General features: G+C 66.1%; 24 protein-coding genes and 1 tRNA gene. 8 read left to right on the plus strand and 17 right to left on the minus strand.

All coding sequences use genetic code 11. The annotated features are described in order from the left end of the window. Nucleotides 1-147: 147 nt before the first annotated feature. From NO363_RS04060 to NO363_RS04070, 3 genes are all read left to right on the plus strand, one after another. Nucleotides 148-840, plus strand: a complete 693-nt coding sequence (locus NO363_RS04060) for a helix-turn-helix domain-containing protein (protein ID WP_256687068.1) — start codon at nt 148-150, stop codon at nt 838-840. Nucleotides 841-887: 47 nt separating this feature from the next. Beyond that, nucleotides 888-2,249, plus strand: a complete 1,362-nt coding sequence (locus tag NO363_RS04065) for an NAD-dependent succinate-semialdehyde dehydrogenase (RefSeq protein ID WP_256687070.1) — start codon at nt 888-890, stop codon at nt 2,247-2,249. Between the two features lie 97 nt (nt 2,250-2,346). Further along, entirely contained in the window at nt 2,347-3,144 is a 798-nt protein-coding gene (locus tag NO363_RS04070; protein WP_256687071.1) for a hypothetical protein, read from the plus strand. A gap of 45 nt (nt 3,145-3,189) precedes the next feature. Here NO363_RS04070 and NO363_RS04075 read toward each other — a convergent pair whose 3' ends face one another. Then, nucleotides 3,190-5,022, minus strand: coding sequence for a glycoside hydrolase family 15 protein (locus NO363_RS04075; RefSeq protein ID WP_256687073.1), 1,833 nt, complete (start codon nt 5,020-5,022; stop codon nt 3,190-3,192). Nucleotides 5,023-5,135: 113 nt separating this feature from the next. Between NO363_RS04075 and NO363_RS04080 the strand changes: the two genes are divergently transcribed. Further along, nucleotides 5,136-5,735 (plus strand): hypothetical protein, encoded by a 600-nt coding sequence (locus NO363_RS04080; protein WP_256687075.1) that lies wholly within the window; start codon nt 5,136-5,138, stop codon nt 5,733-5,735. A 34-nt stretch (nt 5,736-5,769) separates the two neighbouring features. Here the strand turns inward: NO363_RS04080 and NO363_RS04085 are convergent, their stop codons facing one another. The 3 genes from NO363_RS04085 to NO363_RS04095 form a co-directional block, all read right to left on the minus strand. Continuing rightward, nucleotides 5,770-6,237, minus strand: a complete 468-nt coding sequence (locus NO363_RS04085) for a nucleoside deaminase (protein ID WP_256687077.1) — start codon at nt 6,235-6,237, stop codon at nt 5,770-5,772. A gap of 49 nt (nt 6,238-6,286) precedes the next feature. Beyond that, a complete protein-coding gene (locus NO363_RS04090; RefSeq protein WP_256687079.1) occupies nt 6,287-6,670 on the minus strand; it encodes a PaaI family thioesterase in 384 nt (127 codons plus the stop codon). Between the two features lie 75 nt (nt 6,671-6,745). Further along, a complete protein-coding gene (locus tag NO363_RS04095) occupies nt 6,746-7,132 on the minus strand; it encodes a PaaI family thioesterase (protein WP_256687080.1) in 387 nt (128 codons plus the stop codon). Nucleotides 7,133-7,254: 122 nt separating this feature from the next. On the opposite strand from NO363_RS04095, the gene NO363_RS04100 reads away from it, so the two are divergent. After that, nucleotides 7,255-8,574 carry a dicarboxylate/amino acid:cation symporter gene (locus NO363_RS04100; protein ID WP_256687081.1) on the plus strand — a complete coding sequence of 440 codons (1,320 nt, stop codon included), beginning with the start codon at nt 7,255-7,257 and terminating at the stop codon, nt 8,572-8,574. A 152-nt stretch (nt 8,575-8,726) separates the two neighbouring features. Further along, on the plus strand, nt 8,727-9,941 hold the full coding sequence (locus NO363_RS04105; RefSeq protein WP_256687925.1) for an NAD(P)/FAD-dependent oxidoreductase: 1,215 nt from the start codon (nt 8,727-8,729) through the stop codon (nt 9,939-9,941). A 22-nt stretch (nt 9,942-9,963) separates the two neighbouring features. On the opposite strand, the gene NO363_RS04110 is transcribed toward NO363_RS04105, so the two are convergent. Continuing rightward, on the minus strand, nt 9,964-11,580 hold the full coding sequence (locus tag NO363_RS04110) for a long-chain fatty acid--CoA ligase (RefSeq protein WP_370525589.1): 1,617 nt from the start codon (nt 11,578-11,580) through the stop codon (nt 9,964-9,966). A gap of 159 nt (nt 11,581-11,739) precedes the next feature. Here NO363_RS04110 and NO363_RS04115 point away from each other — a divergent pair, with 159 nt between their 5' ends. Beyond that, nucleotides 11,740-12,666: a WD40/YVTN/BNR-like repeat-containing protein gene (locus NO363_RS04115; protein ID WP_256687085.1), complete on the plus strand. Its 927-nt coding sequence runs from the start codon at nt 11,740-11,742 to the stop codon at nt 12,664-12,666. A gap of 131 nt (nt 12,667-12,797) precedes the next feature. Further along, the gene (gene moaA, locus NO363_RS04120) at nt 12,798-13,757 is read left to right on the plus strand and encodes a GTP 3',8-cyclase MoaA (RefSeq protein ID WP_256687086.1); all 960 of its coding nucleotides are present in this window, start codon (nt 12,798-12,800) and stop codon (nt 13,755-13,757) included. A gap of 18 nt (nt 13,758-13,775) precedes the next feature. On the opposite strand, the gene mobA is transcribed toward moaA, so the two are convergent. The 12 genes from mobA to NO363_RS04180 all read right to left on the minus strand — a co-directional run bounded on the left by mobA (nt 13,776) and on the right by NO363_RS04180 (nt 26,271). Beyond that, nucleotides 13,776-14,414 (minus strand): molybdenum cofactor guanylyltransferase, encoded by a 639-nt coding sequence (gene mobA / locus NO363_RS04125; protein WP_256687926.1) that lies wholly within the window; start codon nt 14,412-14,414, stop codon nt 13,776-13,778. 72 nt (nt 14,415-14,486) lie between these two features. After that, entirely contained in the window at nt 14,487-15,773 is a 1,287-nt protein-coding gene (locus NO363_RS04130; RefSeq protein WP_256687087.1) for an L-lactate MFS transporter, read from the minus strand. A 69-nt stretch (nt 15,774-15,842) separates the two neighbouring features. Continuing rightward, nucleotides 15,843-17,816, minus strand: coding sequence for a molybdopterin oxidoreductase family protein (locus NO363_RS04135; protein WP_256687088.1), 1,974 nt, complete (start codon nt 17,814-17,816; stop codon nt 15,843-15,845). 48 nt (nt 17,817-17,864) lie between these two features. Further along, nucleotides 17,865-18,743, minus strand: a complete 879-nt coding sequence (gene pstB, locus NO363_RS04140; protein WP_256687089.1) for a phosphate ABC transporter ATP-binding protein PstB — start codon at nt 18,741-18,743, stop codon at nt 17,865-17,867. Next, nucleotides 18,740-20,377: a phosphate ABC transporter permease PstA gene (pstA, locus tag NO363_RS04145; protein ID WP_256687090.1), complete on the minus strand. Its 1,638-nt coding sequence runs from the start codon at nt 20,375-20,377 to the stop codon at nt 18,740-18,742. Before pstA ends, pstB begins: the two co-directional genes overlap by 4 nt. Continuing rightward, complete coding sequence (gene pstC, locus NO363_RS04150; RefSeq protein WP_256687091.1) at nt 20,374-21,423, minus strand: phosphate ABC transporter permease subunit PstC; 1,050 nt, start codon at nt 21,421-21,423, stop codon at nt 20,374-20,376. Before pstC ends, pstA begins: the two co-directional genes overlap by 4 nt. Next, nucleotides 21,420-22,508, minus strand: a complete 1,089-nt coding sequence (locus NO363_RS04155; protein ID WP_256687092.1) for a PstS family phosphate ABC transporter substrate-binding protein — start codon at nt 22,506-22,508, stop codon at nt 21,420-21,422. The genes pstC and NO363_RS04155 overlap by 4 nt, the downstream gene beginning before the upstream one ends. Before the next feature lie 80 nt (nt 22,509-22,588). Continuing rightward, nucleotides 22,589-23,008, minus strand: a complete 420-nt coding sequence (msrB, locus tag NO363_RS04160; protein WP_256687094.1) for a peptide-methionine (R)-S-oxide reductase MsrB — start codon at nt 23,006-23,008, stop codon at nt 22,589-22,591. Between the two features lie 186 nt (nt 23,009-23,194). After that, nucleotides 23,195-23,269 (minus strand) — tRNA-Glu (locus NO363_RS04165). 61 nt (nt 23,270-23,330) lie between these two features. Continuing rightward, a complete protein-coding gene (locus NO363_RS04170) occupies nt 23,331-24,461 on the minus strand; it encodes a helix-turn-helix transcriptional regulator (protein ID WP_256687095.1) in 1,131 nt (376 codons plus the stop codon). Nucleotides 24,462-24,517: 56 nt separating this feature from the next. Then, nucleotides 24,518-25,261 carry an FAD-dependent thymidylate synthase gene (gene thyX / locus NO363_RS04175; protein ID WP_256687097.1) on the minus strand — a complete coding sequence of 248 codons (744 nt, stop codon included), beginning with the start codon at nt 25,259-25,261 and terminating at the stop codon, nt 24,518-24,520. Nucleotides 25,262-25,311: 50 nt separating this feature from the next. Continuing rightward, entirely contained in the window at nt 25,312-26,271 is a 960-nt protein-coding gene (locus tag NO363_RS04180) for an LEA/WHy family protein (RefSeq protein ID WP_256687098.1), read from the minus strand. Nucleotides 26,272-26,303: the final 32 nt, after the last annotated feature.

Below are 26,303 nucleotides of genomic sequence, written 5' to 3' on the forward strand. Positions count from 1 at the left end.
CAGCGGATCGTCTTTCAGTACGAAAACAACTATGGTTGATAGGAAACGTGTGAAACTGCATTCGATGATCGATGTGCCGATCGGACGAACACCACGACGGCACGGCCGTCAGTCGTGCCGGCAGCCGCCGGGCCGCAATAGGGGGCAATGAGTCTCGTCGCGGAGTTCACGGTCCGCCTGCCGAGATTCGAGGGCGTCCTCGACGGCGTGACCGATATGGAACTCGTCATCGAAGGGATGACCGCGTGTGATCCCGAGACGCTCTCGGTGACGTTCTGGGCCGACGGCAACGATTTCGGGACGCTCGAAGCTGGACTCGACGAGGCGTCGATGATCCACGACGTGCAGCCGTTGAGCGACCGCGTCGACGGACGGAAACTGTATCAGATCCGCCTGCCGGCCGCGACGACGACCTACTGGGCGTGGACGGATCTCGGCGGCGTGTTGCTCGACGGAACCCTCAGCCATACCGGCATGTGGATGCGGATGCGCTATCCCGATCGGGAGGCGTTCTCGGCGTATCACGACCACTGCCAGGCGCGGGGCTGTACGTTCGAACTCACCGGACTGAAATGCACGGACGACGCGCCCGAAGACGCCCACGACCTCACGGCTCCACAGACCGAACTGCTCGCCGCGGCCGTCGATAAGGGTTATTTCGACGTCCCGCGCCGCATCACGATGGGCGACCTCGCGTCGGAGTTCGACATCTCCACGCAGGCAGCCTCCGAGCGGCTGCGCCGTGGGCTCTCGAACGCCCTCCAGAACAGCATCCTCGACGGATCGACGTCGAACGAGACGATCGACCACCCGAACGTGATCGGCGGCCGTCGGGCATGACATGGCCGGCCACAACGTTAATCACGAACACGACGAGTCGGTAGGACATGGAGACGGTCAACCCGGCAACCGGCGAAGTCGTCGATGCGTACGAGGAGGCCAGTGCGAGCGACATCGACGACGCGCTCGCGCGTGCCGAGGACACCTTCGCGGAGTGGCGCGACGTCCCCCTCCGCGAGCGCGAGGAGCTCATCGCGGCCGCCGGCGACGTGCTCCGCGACAACGAGCGCAAGTACGCCGAACTGATGACCGAGGAGATGGGCAAACCGATCTCACAGGCCCACTCGGAGATCCAGAAGTGCCAGTGGCTCTGCGATCACTACGCCCAACACGCGAGCGAGTATCTCGAACCCGAAACCCATCCCAGCCCGCCCGGCACGACCGTCAAAACCGTCTACGACCCGATGGGGCCCGTGCTCGCGGTGATGCCCTGGAACTTCCCGTTCTGGCAGGCGATGCGCTTCGCGGTGCCCTACCTCGTCGCGGGTAACGTCGGTCTGCTCAAACACGCCTCGAACGTTCCCGGCTGCGCGCTCGCCATCGAGGAGGTCTTCGACGAGGCCGGCTTTCCCGACGGCGCGTTTCAGACACTGCTGGCCGGTTCGGACAAGATCGATGACGTGCTCGCCGACGACCGCGTGCGTGCGGCGACGCTCACCGGCAGCGGGCCGGCCGGCCGTGCCGTCGCCTCGACCGCCGGCGAGAATCTGAAAAAGACAGTACTAGAACTCGGCGGGAGCGATCCGTTCGTTGTACTCGACGACGCCGACGTCGACGCGGCCGCCGAGACCGGTGCGTGGGCGCGCAACCAGAACGGCGGCCAGTCGTGTATCGCCGCCAAGCGGTTCATCGTCCACGAGGACGTCTACGACGAGTTCCTCGATCGGTTCGTCGAGGAGTGCGAGGCGCTCACCGTCGGCGATCCGACAGAGGAGGACACCGATATCGGCCCGCAGGCCCAGGCGCACCTGATGGACGAGCTCCAGGATCAGGTCGAAGCGAGCGTCGACGCTGGCGCGAACGCCGTCATCGGCGGCGAGCCGCTCGATCGGGACGGTCCCTTCTATCCGCCGACCGTCCTCACCGACGTGCCCGAGGGCTGTCCGGCCGACAGCGAGGAGCTGTTCGGCCCGGTCGCATCGGTCTACTCGGTGGGCGACGAGGCAGCGGCCATCGCGAAAGCCAACGACACGGAGTTCGGCCTCGGCGCGAGCATCTGGACCGAGGATCGCGAGCGCGGCCAGCGCGTCGCCCGCCGCATCGACGCCGGCTGTACCTACATCAACCAGCTCACGAAGTCCGACCCCAGAGTCCCCTTCGGCGGCGTCAAAAAGTCCGGCTACGGCCGCGAACTCTCCGAGCCGGGCATCAAGGAGTTCGTCAACCGCAAGACCGTCTGGATCGAGTAGTCCGGCGAACGGTTCGTTTTCCGGCAGCGCCGACCCGGCTGTTCTTTCTTCGTCTGAAGATGGTCAATCACATGTACGCGGATGGGTTTTCGTCTCCATGAGCGAGGACAGACAGGCGACCCTCGGCGGCGGCGCGGTCGAGGACGGCGAGCCGATGACCGACGACTTCGGCGAGGAGCTCGACGAGAACGGAACCAAGGGCGGCTACAACCGCTACGACGTGTCGAGCCTGCTTCAGAAGGCCGTGCGCCGCTCGGACGAGGAGTGTGCGGCCTGGGCGGCGTGGGAGCTCACCCGGTCAGGCCACGCGTGGAACCTCTGGGATCGCCTCGCGCTCTACGTCGTCGAGGATCTGCGTGCGGGCGAGGAGATCGTCCTGCTCATCGAGCGCTACGAGGAGCTGGCGACCGAGTTCTGGGACACCGACAGCTGGGAGGGCCGCCTCTGCGGGATTCACGCCGCGCTGGCGGCTGCTCGCGCCCCCTCGACACGGGAGGCGACCTACGCCAACGGCTACTTCGAGCAGGTCGCCGCGGAGCGAGCCGCCGCGCGCGAGGAGGGACGCGAGCCGAAATACGACTTCCCTGTGGGGGATCTCGAACCCGGCGGGAAACACGACGTGATCTTCGACCAGCACACCTACGAGGGGAAGAAGATGGATCGCGGCGGGCGCTACTTCACCGTCCACGGTGCTCGCGTCGGCCCGAACGGCGAGACGACCGTCGGCGAGCGGTGGCGACGCCGGGCGCTCGAACTCGAAGAGCGGGAGTACAGCGACGAGGAGCTCGATCACGCGCTCGCGCCGGTCGATCCCGACGATCGGTGGACCGAGCCAGACGTCTCCAGTACCGAAAGCGAATCCGAGGCTGAAGCCGACGATGCGGACACTAACTGACACGATGACCGCTGACTGCTGACGAGCGCGGTTGGCTCGGTCGGGTCAGACCGAGCGGTGGCCGAACGGCTGGATCTCGGTGTCGGTCTCGGCCTCGTGGAGGAACAGCGCGCTGTTGACGAAGCCGATGTGGCTGAACGCCTGCGGGTAGTTGCCGAGCAGATCGCCCGTTTCGGGATCGATCTCCTCCGAGACGAGGCCGAGCGGGCTGAAGTGGCCCTCGATCGTCTCGAAGATCTCGCGGGCACGATCGACGCGGCCCATGCGCGCGAGGCAGTCGACGAGCCAGAACGAACAGAGCACGAACGTCCCCTCGTCACCCGGCATCTCGTCGTGTTCGTAGCGATAGACGAGCCCGTCGTCGGTCGCCAGGCGGTCGATGACGGACTCGATCGTCCCCTGGATACGCGGATCGTCGAACGGGAGGAAGCCCGACAGCGGAAGCAGGAGCAGGCTGGCGTCGAGCTGGTCGTCGTCGAACGCCTGGGTGAAACTGTTCTGTTCGTTGTCGAACCCGCGCTCGAGGACGGTCTCTTTGATGCGGCTGCGTTCGTCGCGCCACTCGTCGAGCGGGGCGTCGTGGCCGTCGTTCTCGGCCATTCGGATGCCGCGATCGACGGCGACCCAGCACATCGCCTTCGAGTGGACGAACTGTTTCGGGCCGCTACGCATCTCCCAGATGCCGGCGTCGGGGCGCTCCCAGACCTCGCAGACGTAGTCGACGATCTCGCGGACGGCCTCCCAGTCGTCACCGGCGATCGAGCGATCCGACCAGGAGAGCTGGTTGATCGCCAGCACGAGCTCGCCGTAGATGCCGAGCTGGAGCTGATCGGCCGCGCCGTTGCCGATGCGGACGGGTGCGGAGTTGCGATACCCCTCCAGATGGTCGAGCTCCTGTTCCTCATAGGTCGAGCCGTGCTGGAGGCCGTAGATCGGCTGGAGATCGGCCGGGTCGACCGACTGGCCGAGTTCGAGGAAGTCGTCGAGATAGTTCACCGCCTCCTGGGTGTCGCCGAGGTTGCCGAACGCGCGCACGGTGAACGCCCCGTCGCGGATCCAGTTGTAGCGGTAGTCCCAGTTGCGCACCCCGCCGACGACCTCCGGCAGCGACGTCGTCGGTGCGGCGGTGATCCCGCCGGTGCCCTGGTAGGTGAGCAGTTTGAGCGTCAGATCGGAGCGCACGACCATATCGTGGCCGTAGTTGGCGAAGGGACAGTCCTCCCCATCGGGACAGGTGTGTGCCCAGTCGCGCCAGAATTCGACCGTGTTGTCGAGCAAGTGCTCACACGAGTCGTCGTCGGTCGGCGCGCGCGTCCCGTATCCGAGGACGAACCACTCGTTGTCGTACTCGGAGAGGGAGAGCGTGCCGTCGGCCGCACTATCGTCGCAGTCGAGATCGAGTGGGCTCGACAGCGTGAGTCGCCTGGCGTCGCCCGTCGCGACGACGCCGTCGCTGATCGATTCGACGCGCGAGTCGGCGCGGGCGTAGTCGAAACGGGGGTCGAACTCGACGGCGAGATCGACGTCGCCCTCGGTGCAGCTCACGTTTCGGTAGATGCCGCGCACCTTCGGCTGGTTGCCCTCGTTGTCGGGCGACAGCGGCATGAAGTCCGTGACGCGCGCGGTGCCCGACTCCGTGTAGAAGGTCGTCTGGAGCACGTTCGTCCGCTCCATGTACTGCTGTTCGGCCTCGTACTCGCCCGTCGGGTGGATGGCGAACCGGCCGCCGATCTCGTCGTCGAGGAGGGCCGCGAAAACGCTCGAGGAGTTGAGTCGGGGGAGACAACACCAGTCGATCGCGCCGTCGCGGCCGACGAGTGCACAGGTCTCCAGGTTGCCGATGATGCCGTAATCCGACAGCGGTTTGTAGTCGCTCATCGCCTCACGCCGCGAGGAAATTCGTTTCTCTGCATGTGGACGACCGTTGTGAGAGCGGGCATATCGGTCTGTCGCCGGGCGGTGGGCGACAACGCTAACAGCGTGTCTCCCCAATGGCTACCGTGACCGAGATCAACGAGCGAATCGTCGCCGAAGCCGACGACCGCGGCGAGTCGCTGCTCGTCGACGAGTTCCTCAGGCTCATCGAACAATACCACTCCCACGAGCGCCCCGGCATCGCGTGGGCAACCCTCGAAGCGTACACCGAGGCGATGGCGGGCACCGATCACGGCCACAGCCACGACATGGAGGGCGTCCTGGATGCGATCGACGACCGCCTCACCGACGGCGAGTACCGCACCGACGCCGTCTACCGCGTCGGCGACGATCGCGTCAGCGCCTATCCGGCGAGCTGGCACGACGCACTCGGCGGCGAGATCGATCTCCGCGAGTACGTCCGCTTTCTCACGAATCTCGATCTCGACGACGAGAACGGGGCCGAACTCGGGGCGAACGGTGGCGGCGTGCCCGAACAGCTCCTGCTCGAGGTCGCCAGCATCGTCGGCCGAGCCGACTCCGAGACCGTGAAATCCAGGCTCGAAGACCTGCGTGAGCAGCACGAACTCGTGGAGGGTGCCGACCAGCATCCGAACGCACGCGTCCGTCTCCCCGAAAACGCCGACAACCTCCGCGATTCAAGCGTCGATTCCTGAACGCCGGCTGGCATTTCGTACTTTTCGACCGAACTCAGACCGACCGGTACTCGCGATGGATGTCGAGTCCCTCGTCCTCGCGGACGCCGCGGACGACCTCGGCGTCGTGGTCGAAGCTCTCGAAAACCTCACCACAGGGGATCATCGCCGCGTCGCCGTCGAACTCCTCGGCGGCGCGGGCCGCGGCGACGCTGTAGACGACGCCGCCGAGACCGGCGATCGCCATCCCGCCGGAACACATCGGACAGGGCTCGGTGCTCGTGTACATGACCGTGCGATCGCACTCCTCGGGCGTGAGCTCGCTCGCGCCGCGTCGGGCAAGCGCGAGCTCCGGGTGGGCGGCGATGTCGTCGTCGGTGTTCTCGTGGTTGTTCGCCTCCATGACGATCTCGCCGTCGAGAACGAGCAGCGAGCCGTAGGGGCCGTCGCCGCGCTCGCCGGCCTCGCGCGCGAGTTCGAACGCCCGTTCCATGTACGCCTCGTGGTCGTCGTCCGTCGACATGGCGGCTTCTCGCCGGGCGTGCGGATAACTCGACCGCTTTCGCGCCCGCTCAGTCGGTCTTGTAGACGCCACGTACGTCGGCGATCGGCGTTCCGTCGTCGGTGTGGACCTCGACGTCGACGACGCCGATGGCCCCGCCCTCGCGCACGACGTCGGCGGTGGCGGTGAGATCGCCGGTGCCCGCTTCGAGGTAGTCGATGCGCATGTCGATCGTCGGCACGGGTTGATCGAGCAGCGAGACCAGCGCCGCGCCGCCGACCGTATCGGCGAGCGTGAACGTCACACCGCCGTGGGCCATCGTTCGGTTCGTGTTCCAAGACAACTCCTCGCGCATCTCGACGTGGCCCTCGGCGTGGCCGTCGTTGGCCTCGGTCACTTCGATGCCGAGGAGGTCCGTGAACGGCATTTCACCGAAGAAGTCCTCGCTGTCCATGTTCGAATCCACTCCCACCGTCCACAAAAGCGCACCGACGCGTCGTGTGTGGCCGGATCCGTCGCCGTGTTCGACTCAGTCCGGGCGATAGACGCGTCCGCGGAACGTCGCGATCGGGTCGTCGTGTGCGTCGCTGACGCGCACGTCGTATTCGGCCGTGCGCCCGCCGTCGTGGCTCTCCTCGGCGACGGCCGTGATCGTCTCGCCGACTGTCGGCGGCGCGAGATAGGAGATGTTGGTTTCGAGCGCGAGCGCGGTCCGCCCCTCTGCGTTCGAGGCGGCGGCGAAGGCCGCGTCCGCGAGCGAGTAGATCGCCCCGCCGTGTGGCGTCCCATGGAAATTGCACAGCGCCTCGTCGAGTTCGAGCGCGGTGACAGCCCGACCTGCAGCGAGCGTTTCGAGGGTGATGCCGAGGTGGGAACAGTACGGATCGTTCGCGATCCGTTCGTGGATGTCGTCCATGCTTGCGCCTCGATCGAGCGCGCCAATACGATGTCGGTGAGACGATCGATACCGAGCCCGACCGGCGCGAAAATATGCGCGGAGCCGACAGCCATAGCCCTCTCGACGTACAATCCCCGTCGATGTCGGCTCTTGGCAGTACGGTCGTCAGCGTGTGGAATCGGTATCGCTCCGTCCCGATCGTCTATCGCCTCGCCGCCGCGTTCGTTCTTGGGGTCATCGTCGCGTTCACCGTCGGCCCGCCGGCGTCGGCGCTCGCGCCGATCGGCGATCTCTTCTTGCGGCTGCTCGGGATGATCGTCGTCCCGATCGTCGCCTTCAGCCTGTTATCGGGCGTGCGGCGGCTCTCGCCGGCCAGGATGGGTCGCGTCGGCGGGATCGTCGTCGGGCTCTACGCGGTAACGACGACGATCGCCGGGATCATCGGGCTAGCCGTAGCGAACCTGCTCGATCCGGGAACCGGCGTGATGCTCACGGGTGGCGGCAGCGACTCCGCACAGCCGCCGGGCCTGCGCGAAGTCGTTCTCGGGATCGTCCCGGAAAACCCGATCAGCGCGCTGGCCAGCGGCGATCTGCTGGCGATCATCTTCTTCATCATCGTCTTCGCCATCGCGTTGGCGCTCGTCCGCGATCGCACCGACGACGAGACGGTGCGCGAGGGTGTCGAGACGTTCTTCTCGCTGGCCGAGGCCGGCATGGAGGCGATGTTCACGATCGTCTGGGGTGTCATGGAGTTCGGCGTGCTCGGCGTGTTCGCGCTCGTCGCGGCCGAGCTCGCCGGCAAGGATGTCGGCGCGATCGTCGCACTCGGCTCGCTGGTCGCCGTCGTCACGCTCGCGATCGCCATCCACATCGCCTTCACCTATCTGCTCGTCATCGTCTCCGGACTCGTCGGCAGATCCCCGAGCTCGTTCCTCCAGGGCGCGCGCAACGCGATGGTGACGGCGTTTACCATCCGTTCGTCGAGCGCGACGCTGCCGGTGACGATGAGCGACGCCGAGGAGAACCTCAAGATCGACGAGAGCATCTACGGCTTCTCGCTCCCGCTGGGATCGACCGCCAACATGGATGGCGCGGCGATCCGCCAGGCCGTGACTGTGGTGTTCGCCGCGAACGTCGTCGGCCAGTCGCTCGGCCTCGGCGAACAGGTCGCCATCCTCCTCGTGACCGTGCTGATCAGTATCGGCACCGCCGGCGTCCCCGGTGCGGGGCTAATCATGCTCACCGTCGTGCTCCAGCAGGCCGGACTGCCACTCACCATCGTCGGCTTCGTCGCGGCCGTCGATCCGGTGCTCGGGCGCGTGGCGACCCTCAACAACGTCACCGGCGATCTCGCGGTCTCGACGCTCGCAGCGAAATGGAACGACGCGATCGATCTCGACGACGGTGTCTGGGCGAGCGACGACAGCGCCCCATCGGGTGCGCCCGCCGTCGACGACTGAGCCTGCCGATTCAAGCCCCACTGTTTACTTGACCGCCGAAGACGACTGGGCATGGATAGCGACGCCGCATGGCCGACGGCTGGCGCACGGCCAACGGACGACGCATGGCGGACGGACGGCGCGACGAACGATCCGTCGGATTTCGGGACGCGATGACCGAGCGCATCGTCGTTCTTGGCGCAGGCTACGGCGGCTCCGCCGCCGTTCGTAGCCTCGAAGACGAACTCGACGACGAGAACGAACTGGTCTGGATCGCCGAGGAGGACTACCATCTCCTGCTCCACGAGGTCCACCGGTGTATCCGGACGCCCGACGCTCGCGAATCGGTCACGATCCCGGTCGGCGAGATCAAGGACGACGACACCCGGTTCGTGCAGGCGACCGTGACCGGCATCGACGTCGACGATCGGACTGTCGAACTCACCGATCGCGAGGATATCGACTACGACTACACCGTCGTCGGGCTCGGGAGTCGAACCGCTTTCCACGGCATCGACGGGCTCGAAGGACACGCGCTCACGGTCAAGAGTCTCGGCGACGCGCTGGCGATCAACGAGCATCTCGTCGACGCCACGCGCGAGGCCTCGCGGAGCGATCCCGCACGGGTCGTCGTCGGCGGTGGGGGTCTCACGGGTATTCAGGTCGCTGGCGAGGTGGCATCGTGGATCGACGAGCACGACGCAGCGATGGACGTCCATCTCGTCGAACACTCGGCGGACGTCTTCCCCGGCCACGATCACGAGTTTCAGGGAGCGATCCGAAATCAGCTCGAAGCCCACGACGTCGAGATCGACACCCGGACCGCGATAACGGCCGTCGAGGACGATCGGATCGCCTTCGACGAGCGCGATCCGATGGAGTACGACGTGCTGATCTGGGCCGGCGGTGTCACTGGCCGGGATGCGCTCGAAACGACCGACGTCGACAAGGATCACAACCGACTCTACACCGACGCGACCCTCGAAACGAGCGACGATCGCGTGTTCGCGCTCGGCGACTCGGCGCTGGTCCATCAGGACGCCGAGGGGGGACCGCTCACCGAGGAGGCCGTCTGGGAGACGATCGTCGACGACGACCTCGCGGACGTGCCGCCGCCGACCGCCGAGGCCGCCTGGGAGGAGGGCGAACACATCGGCGAGAACGTCGCGCGCGCCGTCGCGGGCCGCGATCGCGGGCACTGGGCGTACATGAACAAGGGTACGGTCGTCTCGATCGGCGATGCGGCCGTCGCCCACGACGTCATCGGTATCCCGATCAACACCTTCGGCGGACTCGGCGCGCGCATCGTCAAGAAGGCGATCTCGGCGCGCTGGATCGAGTCGATCACGTCGGTGCAGCGCGCGGCACGCTCCTGGAGCGACATGTAACAGGTGGTCCAGCCGGGTTGGTTCAGGGTTCGGTGTCGACGGTCGCGTCGTCGAGTCGCTCGCGCAGCGCCATTTTGTCGAACTTTCCGGTCGAAGTGCGCGGGATTTCATCGAGAAACTCGAACTCATCGGGGAGCCACCAGTCGGGGAACCGCTCGCCGAGGTGGTCACGGAGTTCGTTGGCGGTCACCTCGTGCTCGCCGGTGACGACACACGCCAACGGTCGTTCTTGCCATTTCTCGTGGGCAACAGCGATGACCGTCGCCTCCGTGACGGCGTCGTGGGCCATCAGTTCGTTTTCGAGCTCCACACTGGAGATCCACTCGCCGCCCGATTTGATGACGTCCTTCGTTCGGTCCACGATGTCGATATAGCCCTGCTCGTCGTGGGTGGCGATGTCGCCGGTGCAGAGCCATCCGTCCTCGGTGAACGACTCGCGGTTCGCCGCCGGGCGATCATGATAGGTGTCGGCAACCCATGGCGCTCGCACCGTTAACTCGCCCATCGTTTCGTCGTCTGCCGGGACTTCTTCGTCATCGTCGTCGATGATGCGCGTCCGGAATCCGGGGACAGGTATGCCGGCTTTCGCCCGATAGGCATACCGTTCCTCGGGATCGCGATCTTCTAGTTCTTTGCGGAGCGTGCTCATCGTTCCCAGCGGACTGGTTTCGGTCATTCCCCACCCCTGTATGATCGGGGCGTCGTACTCCTCGTCGTAACGGCGAATCAGTGATTCGGGTGGGGCAGCCCCGCCGACGGTGAGTCGGTCGATGTTCGAGATGTCCACGCCGGAGTTGTCGTCCAGATACTCGGCCATCTCGAGCCAGATGGTCGGGACGGCGGCGGACATCGTGACACCCTCGTCGTCGATGAGCTCTGCGACCGGGCCGGGGTCGGTGTGAACACCGGGAAGCACCTGCTTCGCGCCGACGAACGTCGCAGCGTAGGGTACTCCCCAGCCGTTGGCGTGGAACATCGGCACTACGGGGAGAACGGTATCGCGCTGGCTGATGCCATTGGTGTCGGTGTGACCGGACATCATGCTGTGGAGATAGACCCCTCGATGAGAGTAGCTGACACCTTTCGGTTTGCCCGTGGTTCCGGAGGTGTAGCACGTTCCACACTCGTCGTCTTCGTCGATGGCGGGCCAGTCGTACGCCGTGGGCTGGCTCTCGATGAGGTCCTCGTAGGCCACGACCGGTGAGAGCGACGTCTCCGGGACGTCGTCAGCGAGAACGACGTATTGTTCGACGGTCTCGAAGGCATCGGCGTTTGCCTCGATCTTCTCGATGAACGCCGGATCGACGAAGACGACGCGGTCGGCGGCGTCGTTGATGATATACTGGAAATGCTCGTCGGGCAGACGCATGTTGCACATGTGAATCGACCGCCCCGAGCACGGTGGTGCGAAGTACAACTCGAAGTGGCGGTAGTGGTTGAGTGCCACCGTCGCAACTCGCTCACCCGACTCCACTCCGAGTTCGTCGAGCGCATGTGCGAGCTGATTGATTCGCGCTCCCGCCTCGCCGTACGTGTAGCGGTGACGGTCTCCATCCGGCTGCTTGGTAACTATCTCCCGGTCGGGAAAGAGACGTACGGCGCGGTCCAGCAGTTCGCCGAGCGTGAGCTGAACGTCCATCATAGTCGTGGTAAATTATAGCATGCCACGGTGATATGCTTTCGGACCGCCTACTGGGTGGAACGTGGCGATGTTCCGTGAAACCGTTTCGTAACGAGTGCCCGCGACATCGCGAGACATCACAGTACCGCTTATGTCTACCCGCGGTATTCTTTCCGCATGGCGCTGCTCATCGGTACCGACGACGGCGTCGTTCGATCCGCAGCGGGAACGCTCGACGAAACCGAACGAGTGCTCGGTGCGGACGATGCGCTCCGTGTTCGAATCTTCGACGGCATCGCCTTCGCCGCGACGAGAAGCGGGCTCTACCGATCGACCGACGGCGACTCGTGGACGGATCTCGGCGTGCCGCGCGAGGAGGTGTTCTCGGTCGTCACGAGCCCCGACAGTGAACGCCTCTACGCCGGGACGCATCCCGCCCATCTGTACGTCTCGACGGACGACGGGGCGACGTGGCGCGAACTCGATGGGTTTCTGGAGTTGCCCAGTCGCGACGAGTGGCACACGCCGCGCCATCGCAACGAAGCCCACCTTCGCAGCCTCGGCGTCCATCCCGATGCGCCCGATCGGCTGGTCGCCGGCGTCGAGGTCGGTGGCGTCCACGTGAGCGAGGACCGCGGCGAGACGTGGACCGAGCGACGCGACGGCCTCCACGACGACGTTCACCACGTGCTCGTCGTCGGACCCGACGATTACGTCGCCGCCTGCGGCGACGGCTGCTATCGCACTCACGACGCCGGCCGATCGTGGACGAGACTCGATACGGATGTCGATCAGCGCTACTTCCGCGAGACGATCGTGGCGGACGGACGGCTGTATGCCGCCGCGGCGAGCGGGGCACCGCCGAACTGGGAGGGGTCGCGCGGTGCCGACGCGGCGCTGTTCGAGTCGACCGACGGGGGTGATTCGTTCGGCAACGTCCCGTATCCGGGCGCACCGACCGAGGTCGTCCTCGCGTGGACGGTCCGCGACGGGCGCGTACTCGCCGGTACCAACGAGGGACGACTGCTCGCCCGCGAAGTCGATGGCTGGACGACGCTCGGCACCATCTCGACGAGGATTCGCTCGCTCGCGACCCTCGACTGAGTAGGCGATGGATCAGTGTCGACTTCGCGACCGCACGTGTCGTTTCGTATCCGTGATTTTGTAACGATGTTCGGTTACGCGAGCCCGTGAGCGGCGCGCAGTTTTAACCGTTCACGAACGAACGGGTGAGTATGCTCGTCGACGGGTTCGGCCGCGAGGTCTCGGGGGTGCGGATCTCGCTGACCGACCGCTGCAACTTCGATTGCGTCTACTGTCACAACGAGGGGCTCGGCGACACGCGCGGCCCGATGGAGCCGGCCGACGACGAGATGGGGACCGACGACGTGGTGCGATTCCTCGAAGTCGTCCGTGAGTTCGGCGTCGAGAAGGTGAAGTTCACCGGCGGCGAGCCGATGCTCCGCCAGGATCTGGCGGAGATCATCCGGCGCACGCCGGACGGAATGGAAACCTCGCTCACCACTAACGGCACCTTCCTGCCAGGTCGTGCCGAGGAGCTCCGCGCAGCGGGGCTCGATAGGGTGAACGTGTCACAGGACGCCCTCGATCGGGAAGCGTTCGCCGAGATCACCGAATCCGGCGCATACGATAAGGTGCTCGAAGGTGTCGAGGCGGCACTCGATGCCGGGCTCGATCCGGTGAAGCTCAATATGGTCGTCTTCGAGGGAACAGCAGAGTTCATCCCGGAGATGGTCGAGCACGTCGGGGGCAGTTCGGGGCTCAGGCTCCAGCTCATCGAGTACATGCCCGAGATCGCCGGCCATCCCGAGTTGGCGATCGATATCGCGCGTGTCCACGAGTGGCTTTCCGAGCGCGCTGACCGGATCGAACACCGCGAGATGCACGATCGGCGGCGCTACTGGGTCGATGGCGGGATGGTCGAGATCGTCGATCCCGTCGAGAACGAGACGTTCTGTGCGAACTGTCACCGGGTCAGAGTCACTCACGAGGGCTATCTCAAGGGTTGTCTGAATCGCAACGACGATCTCCGCCCGATGGGCGCGATGAGCAAGGACGAGATCCGCACGGCCTTCCGCGAGGTCGTCGACAACAGAGTGCCCTACTACGGCGAGTACATGATCCGCGACGGCGACGGTGGCTGGGAAGTCAACGAGGAGTACGTCGGCGCGTAGAGCGCGGATCGAGAATCTTCACGAGCAGTCGTCCGTTTCGAGCGCGCGCTCGGCGGCGGCGAACTCCCTGCGCGTATTGAGGTTCGTGAACGTTCGCGAGTCGGCGTGTTTCTGGATCTCCTCTGCTGTCACGACGACGTGATCGAGCGCGTCGAGCGCTGCGCGGAGTTCACGCTCGCCACACGAGAACGCCACCGCGCAGGCGTCGGCCATCGCGTTAGTGCGGTAGACCGCCTGCGTCGGCTGGAGCCACCCATCGTATCGTGGCACGGCCGCGTCGTGGCCAGCCGCGCGCGCGAACAGGAAGGCGACGAGTTCGGGATCGACGAACGGCATGTCGGCCGCCACGACGGCTGCGTAGTCGGTACCGAGCGCGCGCAGTCCGGCTCGGACGCCGACGAGCGGCCCGCCGTCGGGGTCTGGGTCCTCGACATAGCGGAACTCCATCCCCGAGAGCGCGCGCTCGATGGCCGCCGTCTGGTCGGCCCGACAGCTGACGACGATCTCGTCAAGGGCCGCGAGTCGCTCGGCGACCCGTCGAACCAGCGGTACGCCAGCGAGCTCCGCGAGGACTTTGTCGCGCTCACCGAAGCGTGTCGAGTGACCGCCGGCGAGGACGAGCGCGCCGCGCCGCGCCGACGTATCCTGAGAGTCGATACGACGTCTTCGAGCGCAGGCGCTTCGGCGTTTCGGCACGCTGGGCCGGACGATCCGAAGCGATATCGATCGTCAGTCGGTCGCCGCCTCCGCGGCGCTCGGTGTCCGGTTCGTGCTCTGGAGCTTGCCGATCCGCCAGCGGAGCAGGCCGACCGTGACGAGCCCGACGACGAGCGCTCCGTTCATGACGTACAGCGCGCTCGTGTAGCTCCCGGTCGATTCGAGGATCGTCGAGGCGAGCTGTGGACCGGCGACGCCGGCGAATCCCCACGCCGTGAGCGCGTAGCCGTGGATCGCGCTGACCTCCGCAGTGCCGAAGAGATCGCTGAGATACGCTGGCAAACAGGAAAAGCCGCCACCGTAACAGGTGATGACGAGAAAGATCAGTCCCGCGAGCAGCCAGACGCCCGCGACCTGCGGCATCACGAAGAAGGCGACGATCTGGATGACGAAAAACGCCGCGTAGGTCGTCGTCCGGCCGATGTAGTCCGACAGGGTGGCCCAGACGATGCGGCCACCGCCGTTGAAGATGCCGATGTAGCCGGTGATGAACGCCGCGGTCGTCGCGTTCGCGCCGGCGATCTGCTGGAGCATCGGCGAGGCGAACGCGAGCAGCATGATCCCCGCCGAGACGTTGATGAAGATGATGAGCCAGACCATCCAGAAGCGAAGCGACGTGCGCGCTTCCGTCGCGGTGAGGTTGGTGAGCCCCGACAGCGCGCTTCTCGCCTCCTCCTGGTTCTCCGGCGTGTCCTCCATCCCGGCTGGCAGCCAGCCGTCTGGCGGTTTGGCGAGATAGCTCGCGCCCGCGGTCATCAACACGAAATAGAGCACGCCGAGGGCGAAGAAGGTCGTCGCGACGCCGTAGCCCTGGATCAGGAAGTTGCCGAGCGGACCGGTGAGCAGCGCGCCAGCACCGAACCCCATCACCGCGAGCCCGGTCGCCATCCCGCGGCGATCGGGGAACCACTCGACGAGCGTCCCGATCGGGGAGATGTAGCCGAGACCGAGCCCCATCCCGCCGACGACGCCGAACGTGATGAGGAACAGCGGAAGGCTTCCGAGAAGCACGCTCGCGCCGGAGCCGATCATCCCGAGTCCGTAGAGGACGGCCGCGGCCAGCCCGGACGCTCGTGGGCCGTATTTCTCGACGTAGCTCCCGAGGAAGGCGGCCGTGATCCCGAGGACGAAGATGGCGATCGAGAAGGCGGTCGTCACGCTTCCCGTGCTCCAGCCCTGTGCCTCGTTCAGGGGTATTTGGTAGATGCTGTACGCGTAGATGCTCCCGATCGACAGGTGGATCGCGACGGCCGACGCCGCGATCAGCCACCGGTTCTTGGTCGCGTCTTTGGTAGACACACACTCACAGTCGAACTGCGGGAAGTATTGGGTTTGGCTGACGGCAAAACCGGCGTCTTGCCACTGCGATTATGCGATTCGGACGCGCGTCCGTCCGGCACCGAGCAGCGGGTCGGCGACGCCGGCGTGGACGAAGACGGTTCCCTGTCGAACGCCCTGGCTCCGCTCGGCGACGAGTTCGATGCGCCCATCTTGGCTCTCGACGACGACCCGCTCGCCGTCGGCCACGCCTCGCGCGTCGGCGTCCGCGGAGTGGACGAGGAGGGTGTCGTCTGGTGCCCCCACCTCGCTCCCCATCGTCGTCGTGGCGACGTCGCCGCTGCGCGAGCCGGTGAGCAACACGAGCTCGTCGTCCGCAACCTCTTCATCGGGCTCGGCGGTGGGGATCGAGACGAACGGTGCGCGGCGCTCGCCAGTCATGAACTCCTCGCGGTGGAGCACGTCGGTTCCCGCGTCCGCATCGTCGGGGAACGGCCAGCGCTGGCTGTCCATCCCGATCCCCTCGTAGCTCATGCCCGCGTACTGCGGGTTGACGGTAGTGAGTTCGTCGAACACCTCCCGTGGGTTTTCGTAGCCGAATCCGTCTCCGACGAGGCGTTCGCCGAGCGCACACAGTATTTCGAGATCACTGCGTGCCGCGCCCGGCGGCGATTCGAGCACGCGCGTTCGCTGAACCTGTCGATCGAGGTTGGTCACGGTTCCTGTCTTCTCTGACCAGACGGCTGCCGGCAGGACGATGTCGGCGTGGGCGGTCGTCTCGGTGTGGGTGACGTCCTGCACGAGCAGGAAATCGAGCGACCGGAGGCCGCGTGCGACGCCCTGCCTGTCGAGTTTCGTCACGGCGGGGTTCTCGCCGAGAACGAACGCGCCGCGAACCTCGCTGCCGAACCCGCGCACGAGGTCGAGTTCCGTCGGTCCGGGCTCGGCGGGCGGTTCGACGCCCCAGACGTCAGTCACCTGCGCGCGCGCCGCCGAGTCAGTGACGGATCTGCCGCCGGGCAGTTGGTGAGGGAGCGCGCCGGCATCGCAGGCACCCTGCTCGTTGTTGAGCCCGCGAAAGAGATTCATGCCTGCGCCGCGCTTGCCGAGGTTTCCGGTGACCAGGAGGAGGTTCAACAGCGTGTCGGCGGTGGCGCTGTCGTCGGGGCCGTCGCCCTCGACGCCGGTGCCCGCGACGACGGCCGCCCGCTCGGCCCCGCCGAACGCACGGGCGGCTTCCTGGATCGCCGCCGGGTCGATATCGGCACGCTCGGCGAGGATCTCCGCATCCATCTCGTCGACTGACGCGGCGAACGCCACGAATCCATCGGTCCGATCGGCGACGAACTCCTCGTCGACCAGCCCCTCGTCCAAGATCGTCTTCACGAGTAGCGCGACGACGAGTTCGTCCGTGCCCGGCCGTGGCGCGACGTGGGTGTCGGCGAGGCGGGTCGTCGCGTTCGCGCGCGGATCGATATGGATCAGCTGTGCGCCCGCGTTGACCGCGGGTCGAATGTACGAATCGAAGGCGACCGGCTGCTGGTCGGCCGGGTTCGAGCCGATGACGATGAACGCCTCGGCCTCGGTGAGATCGGCGAGCGAGTTCGTCATCCCGCCGGAGCCGAGGCGCTCTTCCATCGCAGAAACAGTGGAATCGTGGCAGAGTCGTGCGCGGTTGTCGACGTTGTTCGTCCCGAGGCTCCGCGCGAGCTTCCCGAAGAGGTAGTTCTCCTCGTTCGTACAGTGTGGCGCGCCGAGAAAAGCCAATGTGTCCGGGCCGTGGTCGGCGACGATTTCCCCGAATTCGCGCTCGATACGATCGTAGGCTTCGTTCCAGGAAACGGGTTCGAGGTCACCGTTCCGGCGCATCAGGGGACGGGTGAGGCGCTCCGCGTCGTCGAACACGTCGAAGGCGGCGATCCCCTTCGGGCAGAGTTCGCCGCCCTCGTTGACGGGCGCGCCCGGCCAGCCACGCGCCCGGCCCGTGGCTCCGTCGTAGCGGACGCTACAGCCGACCGCACAGAGCGGGCAGATGCTTTTCGTCTCCTCGCGTGGCTCGCTCACGGTTCGTTAACTCACCTTACGGTGACGGACGCAAAAAGGTTCCTGGGGTCAGCCGAACTTACCAGTAATGTAGTCCTCGACGCGCTGACTTTCGGGGTTCTCGAAGATCTCGTTGGTGTCGCCGTACTCGACGAGTTCGCCACCGGTGAGGAAGACGGCGGTCTGATCGGAGATGCGCGCGGCCTGCTGCATGTTGTGGGTGACGACGACCACGGTGTAGTCGTCGGCGAGCTCCTCGATGAGATCCTCGATCTTCGCGGTCGCGATCGGATCGAGCGCGCTCGCGGGCTCGTCCATCAGGATCACCTCGGGATCGACCGCGAGACAGCGCGCGATGCAGAGACGTTGTTGCTGCCCTCCTGACAATCCGAGCGCGTTGTCGCCGAGGCGGTCGTCGACTTCGTCCCAGAGGGCGGCCTGCCGGAGCGCGCGCTCGACGAGCGCGTCCTCGTCGCCGGCGTCGTCGCCGAACAGCCGCGCGAGCAGGCCGGTCTCGACGTCGCCGTGTTTGCGCGGGCCGTACGAGACGTTCTTTCGGATGGATTTGGGGAACGGGTTCGGCTGCTGGAACACCATCCCGACGCGCTTTCTGAGCTCGACGAGATCGACGTCGTCGCCGTAGATCTCTTGGCCGTCGAGTGCGACGCTCCCCTCGACGCGTGCGGCCTTGATGCGATCGTTCATCCGGTTCAGGCAGCGGAGGAACGTCGATTTCCCACAGCCCGACGGGCCGATGAGTGCCGTGACGCTCTCTTCGGGGATGTCGAGTTCGATCCCTTCGAGCGCCTGCTCGTCGCCGTAGAAGACGTCGAGGTCGTCGACGGCGAACTTCGTCCCGTTGTCGAAGTCGTAGTTCGTCCACTCCGGTTCGATGCGCTCGTCGCTTTCGCCGGCGGTCCGGTCTCGGTCCTGTTGTAGCGTGCTCATGATTGGAGTTTGGTGTCGAAGTAGCGCCGCGAGGCGATGCCGACCGCGTAGAAGGCGAAGACCACCAGCAGGAGAACGAGCGCCGTCCCCCACGAGAATCCCTCGCCGACGTCGCCGACGCCGGCGGTGATGGTCGCGAACAGCTGATAGGGGAGCGCGGTCGCCGGCTGGAGCAGTGCGTCAGTGTTGAGGAACGATAGTTCGACGAACGGGAACGACGAGGTGAACGCCGCCCCGAAGTTCAGCAGATCGGGTCCGGTCTCGGGGAACGGCTCGCCGGTGAGGACGAGCAGGATGGGCGCGGTCTCGCCCGCGATACGGCCCACGCCGAGGATCGCGCCGGTCACGACGCCGGGCATCGCCGCCGGCAGGACGACGCTCTTGATTGTCTGCCAACGACTCACGCCGAGGGCGGCGCTCGCGTCGCGGTACTGGTCGGGCACGTTGAGCAGCGCCTCGCGGCTCGTAATGATCACCAGGGGAAGGAGCATGAAACTGAGCACCAGCATGCCCGACAGCAGACTGCTCCCGTTGCCGATGCGCGGCACGAGGAAGGCGAGCCCGAAGAGCCCGTAGACGATGCTCGGCGTGCTCCAGAGCCCGTTCGTGGCGATCTCGACGAGCGACGTGATTCGACCCTGTTCAGCGTACTCGGTCAGGAATACTGCTGTGCCGACCCCGAGCGGGATGGCGACCGACACCGCGCCGACGACCAGCCAGACGGTGCCGACGATGGCCGGCGCGACGCCGTTGATCGCGTTGGTGATCGCAAACCCCTCCATCACGAACGGCCAGTGGAACCAGAGCAGGGGGGCGCTGATGATGACGTATTTATCCCAGCCGGGTGGCTGGAACCACGTCACCGGTTCCCAGAACAGCCCGAAACGGATGCCCTCGGTCATCGGTCCCCAGCCGCGCACGGCGATGAACGAGATGAGGACGACCAGCAGCGCGATCATGCCCGCCGCGTTCGCGCTCACGAGCAGCGACGCGCCGTGCGCCTTCCCCTGCGTGCCGAAGCCGGCAGCCGCCTGCGCGCCGACCCACGCGAGCAGCAGGCCGGTGACGCCGAGCAGGATCGGAATGGTGGTTTCGGGCGTGAACGCGGCCGACAGCCCCTCCGGTTGCCATCGCCAGTCCGGGCCGATGACGTCGGTCAAAACGATCGCGCCGACGAGAAGCGCGAACCCGCCACCGGTCGCCGCGAGCGCGCTATCCTCCCGGGGGACGATCGCCAGCACGATCCCGAGTGCCGCGCCGACGAGCGCACCGATCGGCCAGAGGGTACCGAATCCGAGCGTCTGTGCACTCACGAGCCCGCCAGTGACGACCCCGACGAGACCGAAGACGGCCGCGAGCGACGTGCCGGCGGTGTGATCTGGCGCGGTGTCGAGCACGCCCAGCTTGGCGGCGACGACGACCGCGATCAGACAGCACGCCGCCGCGACGAGCGCGAGCGCGAGCACGTCGAACAGCGACGCGCCCGCGATCGTGGTGGGGACGACCTGGACGAACGCGAGCAGGCTCGCGACGAGCACGATGGCACCGAGCGCGACGACCGCCCCGCCGGCGTACCGCAGCGGGCCGGTGCTGCCTCGGTCAAGCGCGCTCGCAACGCCCGTGTCCGTGCTCATGTGTCGCCTCCGAGCGTGCGCTCCATCCGCCGCTCGACGTACTGCGAGCCGATGCTCAGGCCGAGCACAGTGACGAACAGAACGACGCCGGCGGCGAACAGCGCGCTCATCTGCGAGCCGCTGGCGATGCCGTACTGGCTCGCGATGAGGCTCGTGAGCGTCTCGGTGTTGCCGAACACGTCGTAGAGCGGGTCGGGCAGCACCTGTGCGTGCGCGAGGATCACCGTCGCGGCCATCGTCTCGCCGACGGCGCGGCCGATGCCCAGCAGGACGGCGGCCGAGACGCCCGAAAATGCCGCCGGCAGCGTCACGGCGGTCGTGGTCTGCCAGTCGGTCGCGCCGAGCGCGAGCGAACCGTCCTTCATCGGACCGGGAACGCTCGCGATGGCGTCCTCGGCGACCGAGACCACAGTCGGAAGCGCCATCGCGCCGATGACGATGCCGACGACGAACAGGCTGCCGAACGTCGGCAGCGACAGCTCCTCGGCCATGAACGGGTTGAGGACGACGAAGCCGATGAAGCCGTACACAATGGAAGGAATGCCCGCGAGCGCCTCGACGGCGGGTTTGAGCAGGCCGCGCGCCCAGTCGGGGGCCATCTCGGCGATGAACACCGCGCCGGCGACGCCGAGCGGGGCGGCGATGGCGGTGGCGATGAGCGTCGTTACAACTGTGCCCCACATCATCGGCACGAGCGAATAGATCGCCGAACTCGGATTCCAGAGTTTGCCGCCCGTCTTCGTCAGAATGTCGATGCCCATGATCCGGAAGGCCGGGATCGATTGCGCCACCAGATAGATCGTGATCAGTCCGAGCACGAGCACTGTCACGACCGTCGCCGCGAGCGCGAGCATGCGGGCGGTCGTCCCCTGCTCCCTGAAGATCCCGTAGACGACGACGATCGCGAACGCCGCGAGCGGGTAGATCGCCAGCCCGGGCGCGAGGAAGAAGGTCAGCGCGACCGCCAGCAGCGTGACGCCGAGCAGCACGCCGATGGGGCTGTCACCCAGACCCAACCGGCCGACGAGCCCGCGTTCGACGCTCATTGCTGGGTGTCTGGGAGTTTACGCCGTTGTTTCTTCCGCCGTTTCGGTGGCAGTGCCGAGTAGCCGACGGCCTTGACGAACGACTGCTGGCCGTACTCGCTGACGAGCATCCGGAGCAGCGCGGCCTCCTTCTTCGAGGTGCCGTCGTAGGTGTAACAGTGGAGATCACGTGCGAGCGGGTAGCCGCCCTCGGCGAGGTTTTCACCGGGGACGTATTTCGTCCCCTGGAAGGTGAGCGCGATGGCCGGCACCGAGTCGTCGACGAACGCGAGCGCCATGTACGCGAGGGCGTTCTCGGAGTTGGTGACGATCTGTTTCACCTGCTGGTTCTCGCCCTTCCGGATGTCGACGCCGGGGATCGTGGCGTTCGGGTCGCCGAAGAGGTTGTTGCGGAAGGCGGTGTCGGTGCCCGACCCCTCCGCGCGCCCGACGACCTGGATCTCCGTGCTCGGCCCGGAGTAGCCCGGCACTCCCTTCCAGTCGGTGATCTCGCCCTTGTAGATGGCTTTCAACGTCTTCGCCGAGATTTCGGTGACGCCAGCCTTCTTGATCGCCTTGCTGACGACGATCGGCTGGGCGTCGACGCCGACGACGTGATCGACGTATTTCGAGAGTTTCTTCTCGGCGAGATCGGGGAACTCCGCCTTCACCGGTGCGCTCGAATTACCGATATCGAGGCGACCGTTGCGCAGCTTTTCGAGACCGGTCCCCGAGTGGCTGAGACTGACGCTTATCGCGATCGGCGGCGAGTCGCTCTCGGTCGCGTCGAAGCCGTACAGCCCGGCCCAGTAGTCGGCGAGCCGTTCCTCGGTCTCGATGCCGTACTTCCCGGGTTTCCAGTACTTTCCATCGGGCGGGGCCGCGTTCGTTCCCCAGAAGGAGGCCGCTCTGTCGACGATCGGGTACACCGTCGAGGAGCCGCCGGCCTGGAGTGTTGGGACGTCGCCCGCCCCACCCCCCTCGGAGTCGTTCCCGCTGGCACTGTCCGGCGGCGTCGCGCTCGTGCTGATACAGCCAGCGAGCCCCGCGCACAGCCCGGCCCCGCCAGCCAGTACCGTACGCCGACTCACAGGCGTTCCCTGCATCGTCTGTCGGTAGCCACAGGGAGGATAAATACTCTACTATGAAATCTATATAGCGGTACGGGTCCGCACGGCTGGCGGACTTAGGCGTCCTCTTCGTCGAAACCGAGCGCTGCCGAGTTGATGCAGTAGCGCTTGCCCGTCGGCTCGGGACCGTCGTCGAAGACGTGGCCGAGATGGCCGCCGCAGGTCGCACAGACGACTTCGGTGCGCTCCATCCCGTGGCTGGTGTCGCGCCGGAACTCGATGTTCTCGTCGGCGGCGTCCGAGAAGCTCGGCCACCCAGTTTTGGAGTCGAACTTCGTGTCCGAGGAGAACAGTTCGGTGCCACAGCCGGCACAGACGAAGGTACCGTCGTCGTCCTCGTCGAGCAGTTCGCCGCTGAACTTCGGTTCGGTCCCCTGCTCGCGCAGGATCTCGTACTCCTCGTCGGTCAGCAGTTCGCGCCATTCCTCGTCGGTCTCGGGCAGACTCTCGCCGGTCGTCGCCGGTTCGTTCGACATACCTATCGAAGGGGGCGCACGCTTTTGGCTGTTGTGGCACGCGACCGAGCGATCGCTACGTATCGTGATCGCCAGAAAATGCTCCGGCAGGGATTCGAACTGGCGCGAGACGGTCGCGCCCGCGCGCTGCGACTCGCGTGCTCGAATCCGCGTCGCATCGGTTCCTCACTCGTGTTCGTCGCAGAATGCTCCGGCAGGGATTCGAACCCTGGTCATCACCGTGAGAGGGTGATATGATTGGCCGGACTACACCACCAGAGCACGCCTCTGTGACTGCACTCGTTTGTAGCGACGAATCGGGTTTAACCGTTGCGCTTTGGGCCTACCCGTCGTCGAACGGCGAGCCGGTGATGTCGGGCTCGTGACCGTCGAGGCTGACGATGTTCTCACGGCCAACGCGGAGCTTGCTCACCCGTCCCTCTTCGGCCATCTCGGAGAGCAGCGTGCTCACCTTCGATTTCGACCAGTCGGTCCGTTCGACGATGTCGCCCTGCTGCATCCGCCCGCCATTGGCATCGAGCAGCTCGGCGATCCGGTCGGCGTCGGTCTTCATCTCGGCGGCGCTCACGGCCGGTTCCGGCGGCGCGCTCGTCGCGGGTCCGTCCTCGCTCGTGGCGTCGTCACCGGTCTCGGCTTCGGCGGCCGCCCCGGGATCGGGCGGCTCGTCACCCGTCCCGGCGATGCCCGATCGCCAGGCGATCACGCCGCCGACGAGGATGACGATGAGTATACCAGCACCCCACAGGAGCGGCAGTTCTGACGACGAGCCCTCGTCGTCCGCCAGCGCCGATTCCTCGGTGAAGACGACGTGGGGCTGCCCGCTCGCGAACTGTGCCGGCCCGAAGTAGGTCAGCGAATCGGTCGTGTTCGCCGAGCCGTTGGTCGAGGCGTCGGCTGCGGGTTCGACCGACTCCCAGTCGACTTCGAGGTTCGGCCCGGCACGGAATTCGAGTGACATTCCCCTGGAGAGATAGAGCCCGCTCTCGAAGCTCTCGCCGACGGTGTGGCCGCCCTCGGTGGACGTGAAGTTCGTCCAGAGGAACGACATCTCGACGACGCCCGTCGTTTGTGGCTGCGAACTCACGCGCGTGTCACGCCTGAAATCGCGCGCGTCCATCGACCGTCCCGTCGCGTTCGAGCCGCCCGCAGTGAGCGTCGTCGCTCGCTCCCTGAAATCGGTGTACAACGGCGTTTCTTCGCTGCCGAACCGGTTCGCATAGGCGCGGAAGCGACTGGTCTGACTCTCGTTGGTGAGCGGTTGGTTGTAGCGCTGGGTCCAGCGCGCAGAGCCGTTCTCGTAGACCGTGACGACGAACCGTGCGTCGTTGAACGACGTCGCGGTGTCGGAGCCGTTCGGCGGGGCGGCCTGTGCGTCGCCGACCGCTACGGCGGGGAGCAACACTGCTCCGAGCACTATCGCGGCGACGAGGCCGAGCACCGACAGCCGCTTCATCCATCGTAGATGATCGGACCATCATATAAAAACGCTATGACCACGACCGTCCGAACTCAGGGCGCGAGCCGGTTCTTGCGCCCCTTCATCTGCTCGTCGTAGTGGGCGAACGTCAGCGGACACCACTCGGCGGCGTGATCGAGGATCGACTCGGTGAGATGGCGAATTTCCCACTGGCTGTCGGCGGCGGCGCGCATGTCCGCGACGTGCATCAACATTCTGACGTTCATCGACAGCACCATGTTCACCCCGGTGCCGATCGGCAGCACGAACCGGGCGTCCTCCGGGGGCATCCCCGTATCGAGCAGCTCCTGATACGATTCGACCGATTCCGTGACCGATTCGCGGAAGATCCGCTCGCGTTTTTCGACCACCTCGTCGTCGACCGCACCACCGCTCTGATTGCGTCCCACCCAATCGGGATCGGTCGCCGACGGCGGCGTGACGACCATCGCACCCTCACGCACGTCGGCGGGATCGACCTCGTCGAAGGAGACGTAGCGCATCGACTGGACGTCGAAGGAGACGTGGCGATGGCGGGTGAGCTGGGCCATACACGAGCGGCTGATCCCCTTGACGCCGAAGGTTGCTTGGGGGTGCTCGAACGGGCCGAAGTGGCCGTGATCGAGCAGGCGGCCGATGAGTGTACGTTTTTTCTCCTCGGTCGTCTCCCCGTCGACGGTGCTCATCGTCTCCGCGAACGACTGTTCGCCGACGAAGCCCGAGGAATAATCGCTGCGCGCGGCAGTACAGATCACTCGCTCCGGATCCGCTGTCGCTTCGAGCAGACGGACATCCATACCCAACGACGGAACAGCCGAGGGTAATATCCTGTCGGTCAGGAGCACCCTCAGCGCGTCAGTCGAATCGAACTCGTCGAGCCGTTCGGCCCGTTCCCCGTGTCGAACACGTCGGTGTCGATGGTGGTGTTGCCGCCGAGATCGTCGAGCGGCAGTTCGACCGTTCGGTTGTCGGGGAGTTCGAGCACGGCGGTAAGCGAGATACCGAGATCGGTCCGCTGATCGCGCTCGATATGGCTGACCCACCAGTCGTCGAGCTCGTCGTTGCGGATGGCTGCCTTTGCCGTGATCGTTTGCTCGCTGCCGGGTGAGAGTACCGTTCCCTCGCCCGTCGTGCCGTTGCCGACGGCGATCCCGTTCATCGTGAGCGTGTAGTCGATGCGAGCGACGGGGATCGGGATCTCGGTCGGGTTCCGTATCTGGAGGGCGATGTCGAGCGGCGTCGTCTCGCGTGTCACGTTCCCCCACGTCGCCGACGTGCGCTCGACGACGAGGACGGGATCGTCGACGAACGGGAGGCTCGCGTTGATCGGCCGTGGCTCGCTCGTGTTCAGCGCGCCGGTGATGTCGGTCGTCAGCGTTCGGTTCTCGCTCACGCGCGCGGTCCCGAACACCGGCACGTCGACGGCCGCACCCGTGACGACCCGCGTGCGCTCGCCGCGCTCGACGTGGCTCGCCCACCACGCCGGAATGTTCCGGTTGTCGATGGCGGTCGTGAAGTTCACCGTCGACGTGCCCGGTGCGGCCCGGATGTCGTCACGGCTTCCGGTGCCCATCTCGATGCCGTTCATCCGTATCGAGTGGGTCACCGTCGTGTTGCCGAGCTCGATCGGGACCGGGTTCGGGTTCGTGACGCGGAGTTCGGTCGTGACGAGCGTCGTCGAATCGTTCACGCCCGCAAAGCGGCTCTCGGTTCCCGCGACTGACGGACGATCGACGGTGAGGACGGCTGCGCCGCCGATCGCGGCGAGAACGACGATCACGAGAACGGCGGCGCGCGTACGATTCATTCGATCGGGTATGCTTTCGCGGTCGGAGGAAA

Origin of the sequence: Halococcus qingdaonensis, from assembly GCF_024508235.1 — an archaeon.
Taxonomy (GTDB): domain Archaea; phylum Halobacteriota; class Halobacteria; order Halobacteriales; family Halococcaceae; genus Halococcus; species Halococcus qingdaonensis.

Bases quoted from the DNA above. Each gene is read 5' to 3' on its own strand.
- NO363_RS04060 (WP_256687068.1), top strand. From the start codon at position 148: ATGAGTCTCGTCGCGGAGTTCACGGTCCGCCTGCCGAGATTCGAGGGC.
- NO363_RS04065 (WP_256687070.1), top strand. From the start codon at position 888: ATGGAGACGGTCAACCCGGCAACCGGCGAAGTCGTCGATGCGTACGAG.
- NO363_RS04070 (WP_256687071.1), top strand. From the start codon at position 2,347: ATGAGCGAGGACAGACAGGCGACCCTCGGCGGCGGCGCGGTCGAGGAC.
- NO363_RS04075 (WP_256687073.1), bottom strand. From the start codon at position 5,022: ATGAGCGACTACAAACCGCTGTCGGATTACGGCATCATCGGCAACCTG.
- NO363_RS04080 (WP_256687075.1), top strand. From the start codon at position 5,136: ATGGCTACCGTGACCGAGATCAACGAGCGAATCGTCGCCGAAGCCGAC.
- NO363_RS04085 (WP_256687077.1), bottom strand. From the start codon at position 6,237: ATGTCGACGGACGACGACCACGAGGCGTACATGGAACGGGCGTTCGAA.
- NO363_RS04090 (WP_256687079.1), bottom strand. From the start codon at position 6,670: ATGGACAGCGAGGACTTCTTCGGTGAAATGCCGTTCACGGACCTCCTC.
- NO363_RS04095 (WP_256687080.1), bottom strand. From the start codon at position 7,132: ATGGACGACATCCACGAACGGATCGCGAACGATCCGTACTGTTCCCAC.
- NO363_RS04100 (WP_256687081.1), top strand. From the start codon at position 7,255: ATGTCGGCTCTTGGCAGTACGGTCGTCAGCGTGTGGAATCGGTATCGC.
- NO363_RS04105 (WP_256687925.1), top strand. From the start codon at position 8,727: ATGACCGAGCGCATCGTCGTTCTTGGCGCAGGCTACGGCGGCTCCGCC.
- NO363_RS04110 (WP_370525589.1), bottom strand. From the start codon at position 11,580: ATGGACGTTCAGCTCACGCTCGGCGAACTGCTGGACCGCGCCGTACGT.
- NO363_RS04115 (WP_256687085.1), top strand. From the start codon at position 11,740: ATGGCGCTGCTCATCGGTACCGACGACGGCGTCGTTCGATCCGCAGCG.
- moaA (WP_256687086.1), top strand. From the start codon at position 12,798: ATGCTCGTCGACGGGTTCGGCCGCGAGGTCTCGGGGGTGCGGATCTCG.
- pstB (WP_256687089.1), bottom strand. From the start codon at position 18,743: ATGAGCACGCTACAACAGGACCGAGACCGGACCGCCGGCGAAAGCGAC.
- pstA (WP_256687090.1), bottom strand. From the start codon at position 20,377: ATGAGCACGGACACGGGCGTTGCGAGCGCGCTTGACCGAGGCAGCACC.
- pstC (WP_256687091.1), bottom strand. From the start codon at position 21,423: ATGAGCGTCGAACGCGGGCTCGTCGGCCGGTTGGGTCTGGGTGACAGC.
- NO363_RS04155 (WP_256687092.1), bottom strand. From the start codon at position 22,508: ATGCAGGGAACGCCTGTGAGTCGGCGTACGGTACTGGCTGGCGGGGCC.
- msrB (WP_256687094.1), bottom strand. From the start codon at position 23,008: ATGTCGAACGAACCGGCGACGACCGGCGAGAGTCTGCCCGAGACCGAC.
- NO363_RS04170 (WP_256687095.1), bottom strand. From the start codon at position 24,461: ATGAAGCGGCTGTCGGTGCTCGGCCTCGTCGCCGCGATAGTGCTCGGA.
- thyX (WP_256687097.1), bottom strand. From the start codon at position 25,261: ATGGATGTCCGTCTGCTCGAAGCGACAGCGGATCCGGAGCGAGTGATC.
- NO363_RS04180 (WP_256687098.1), bottom strand. From the start codon at position 26,271: ATGAATCGTACGCGCGCCGCCGTTCTCGTGATCGTCGTTCTCGCCGCG.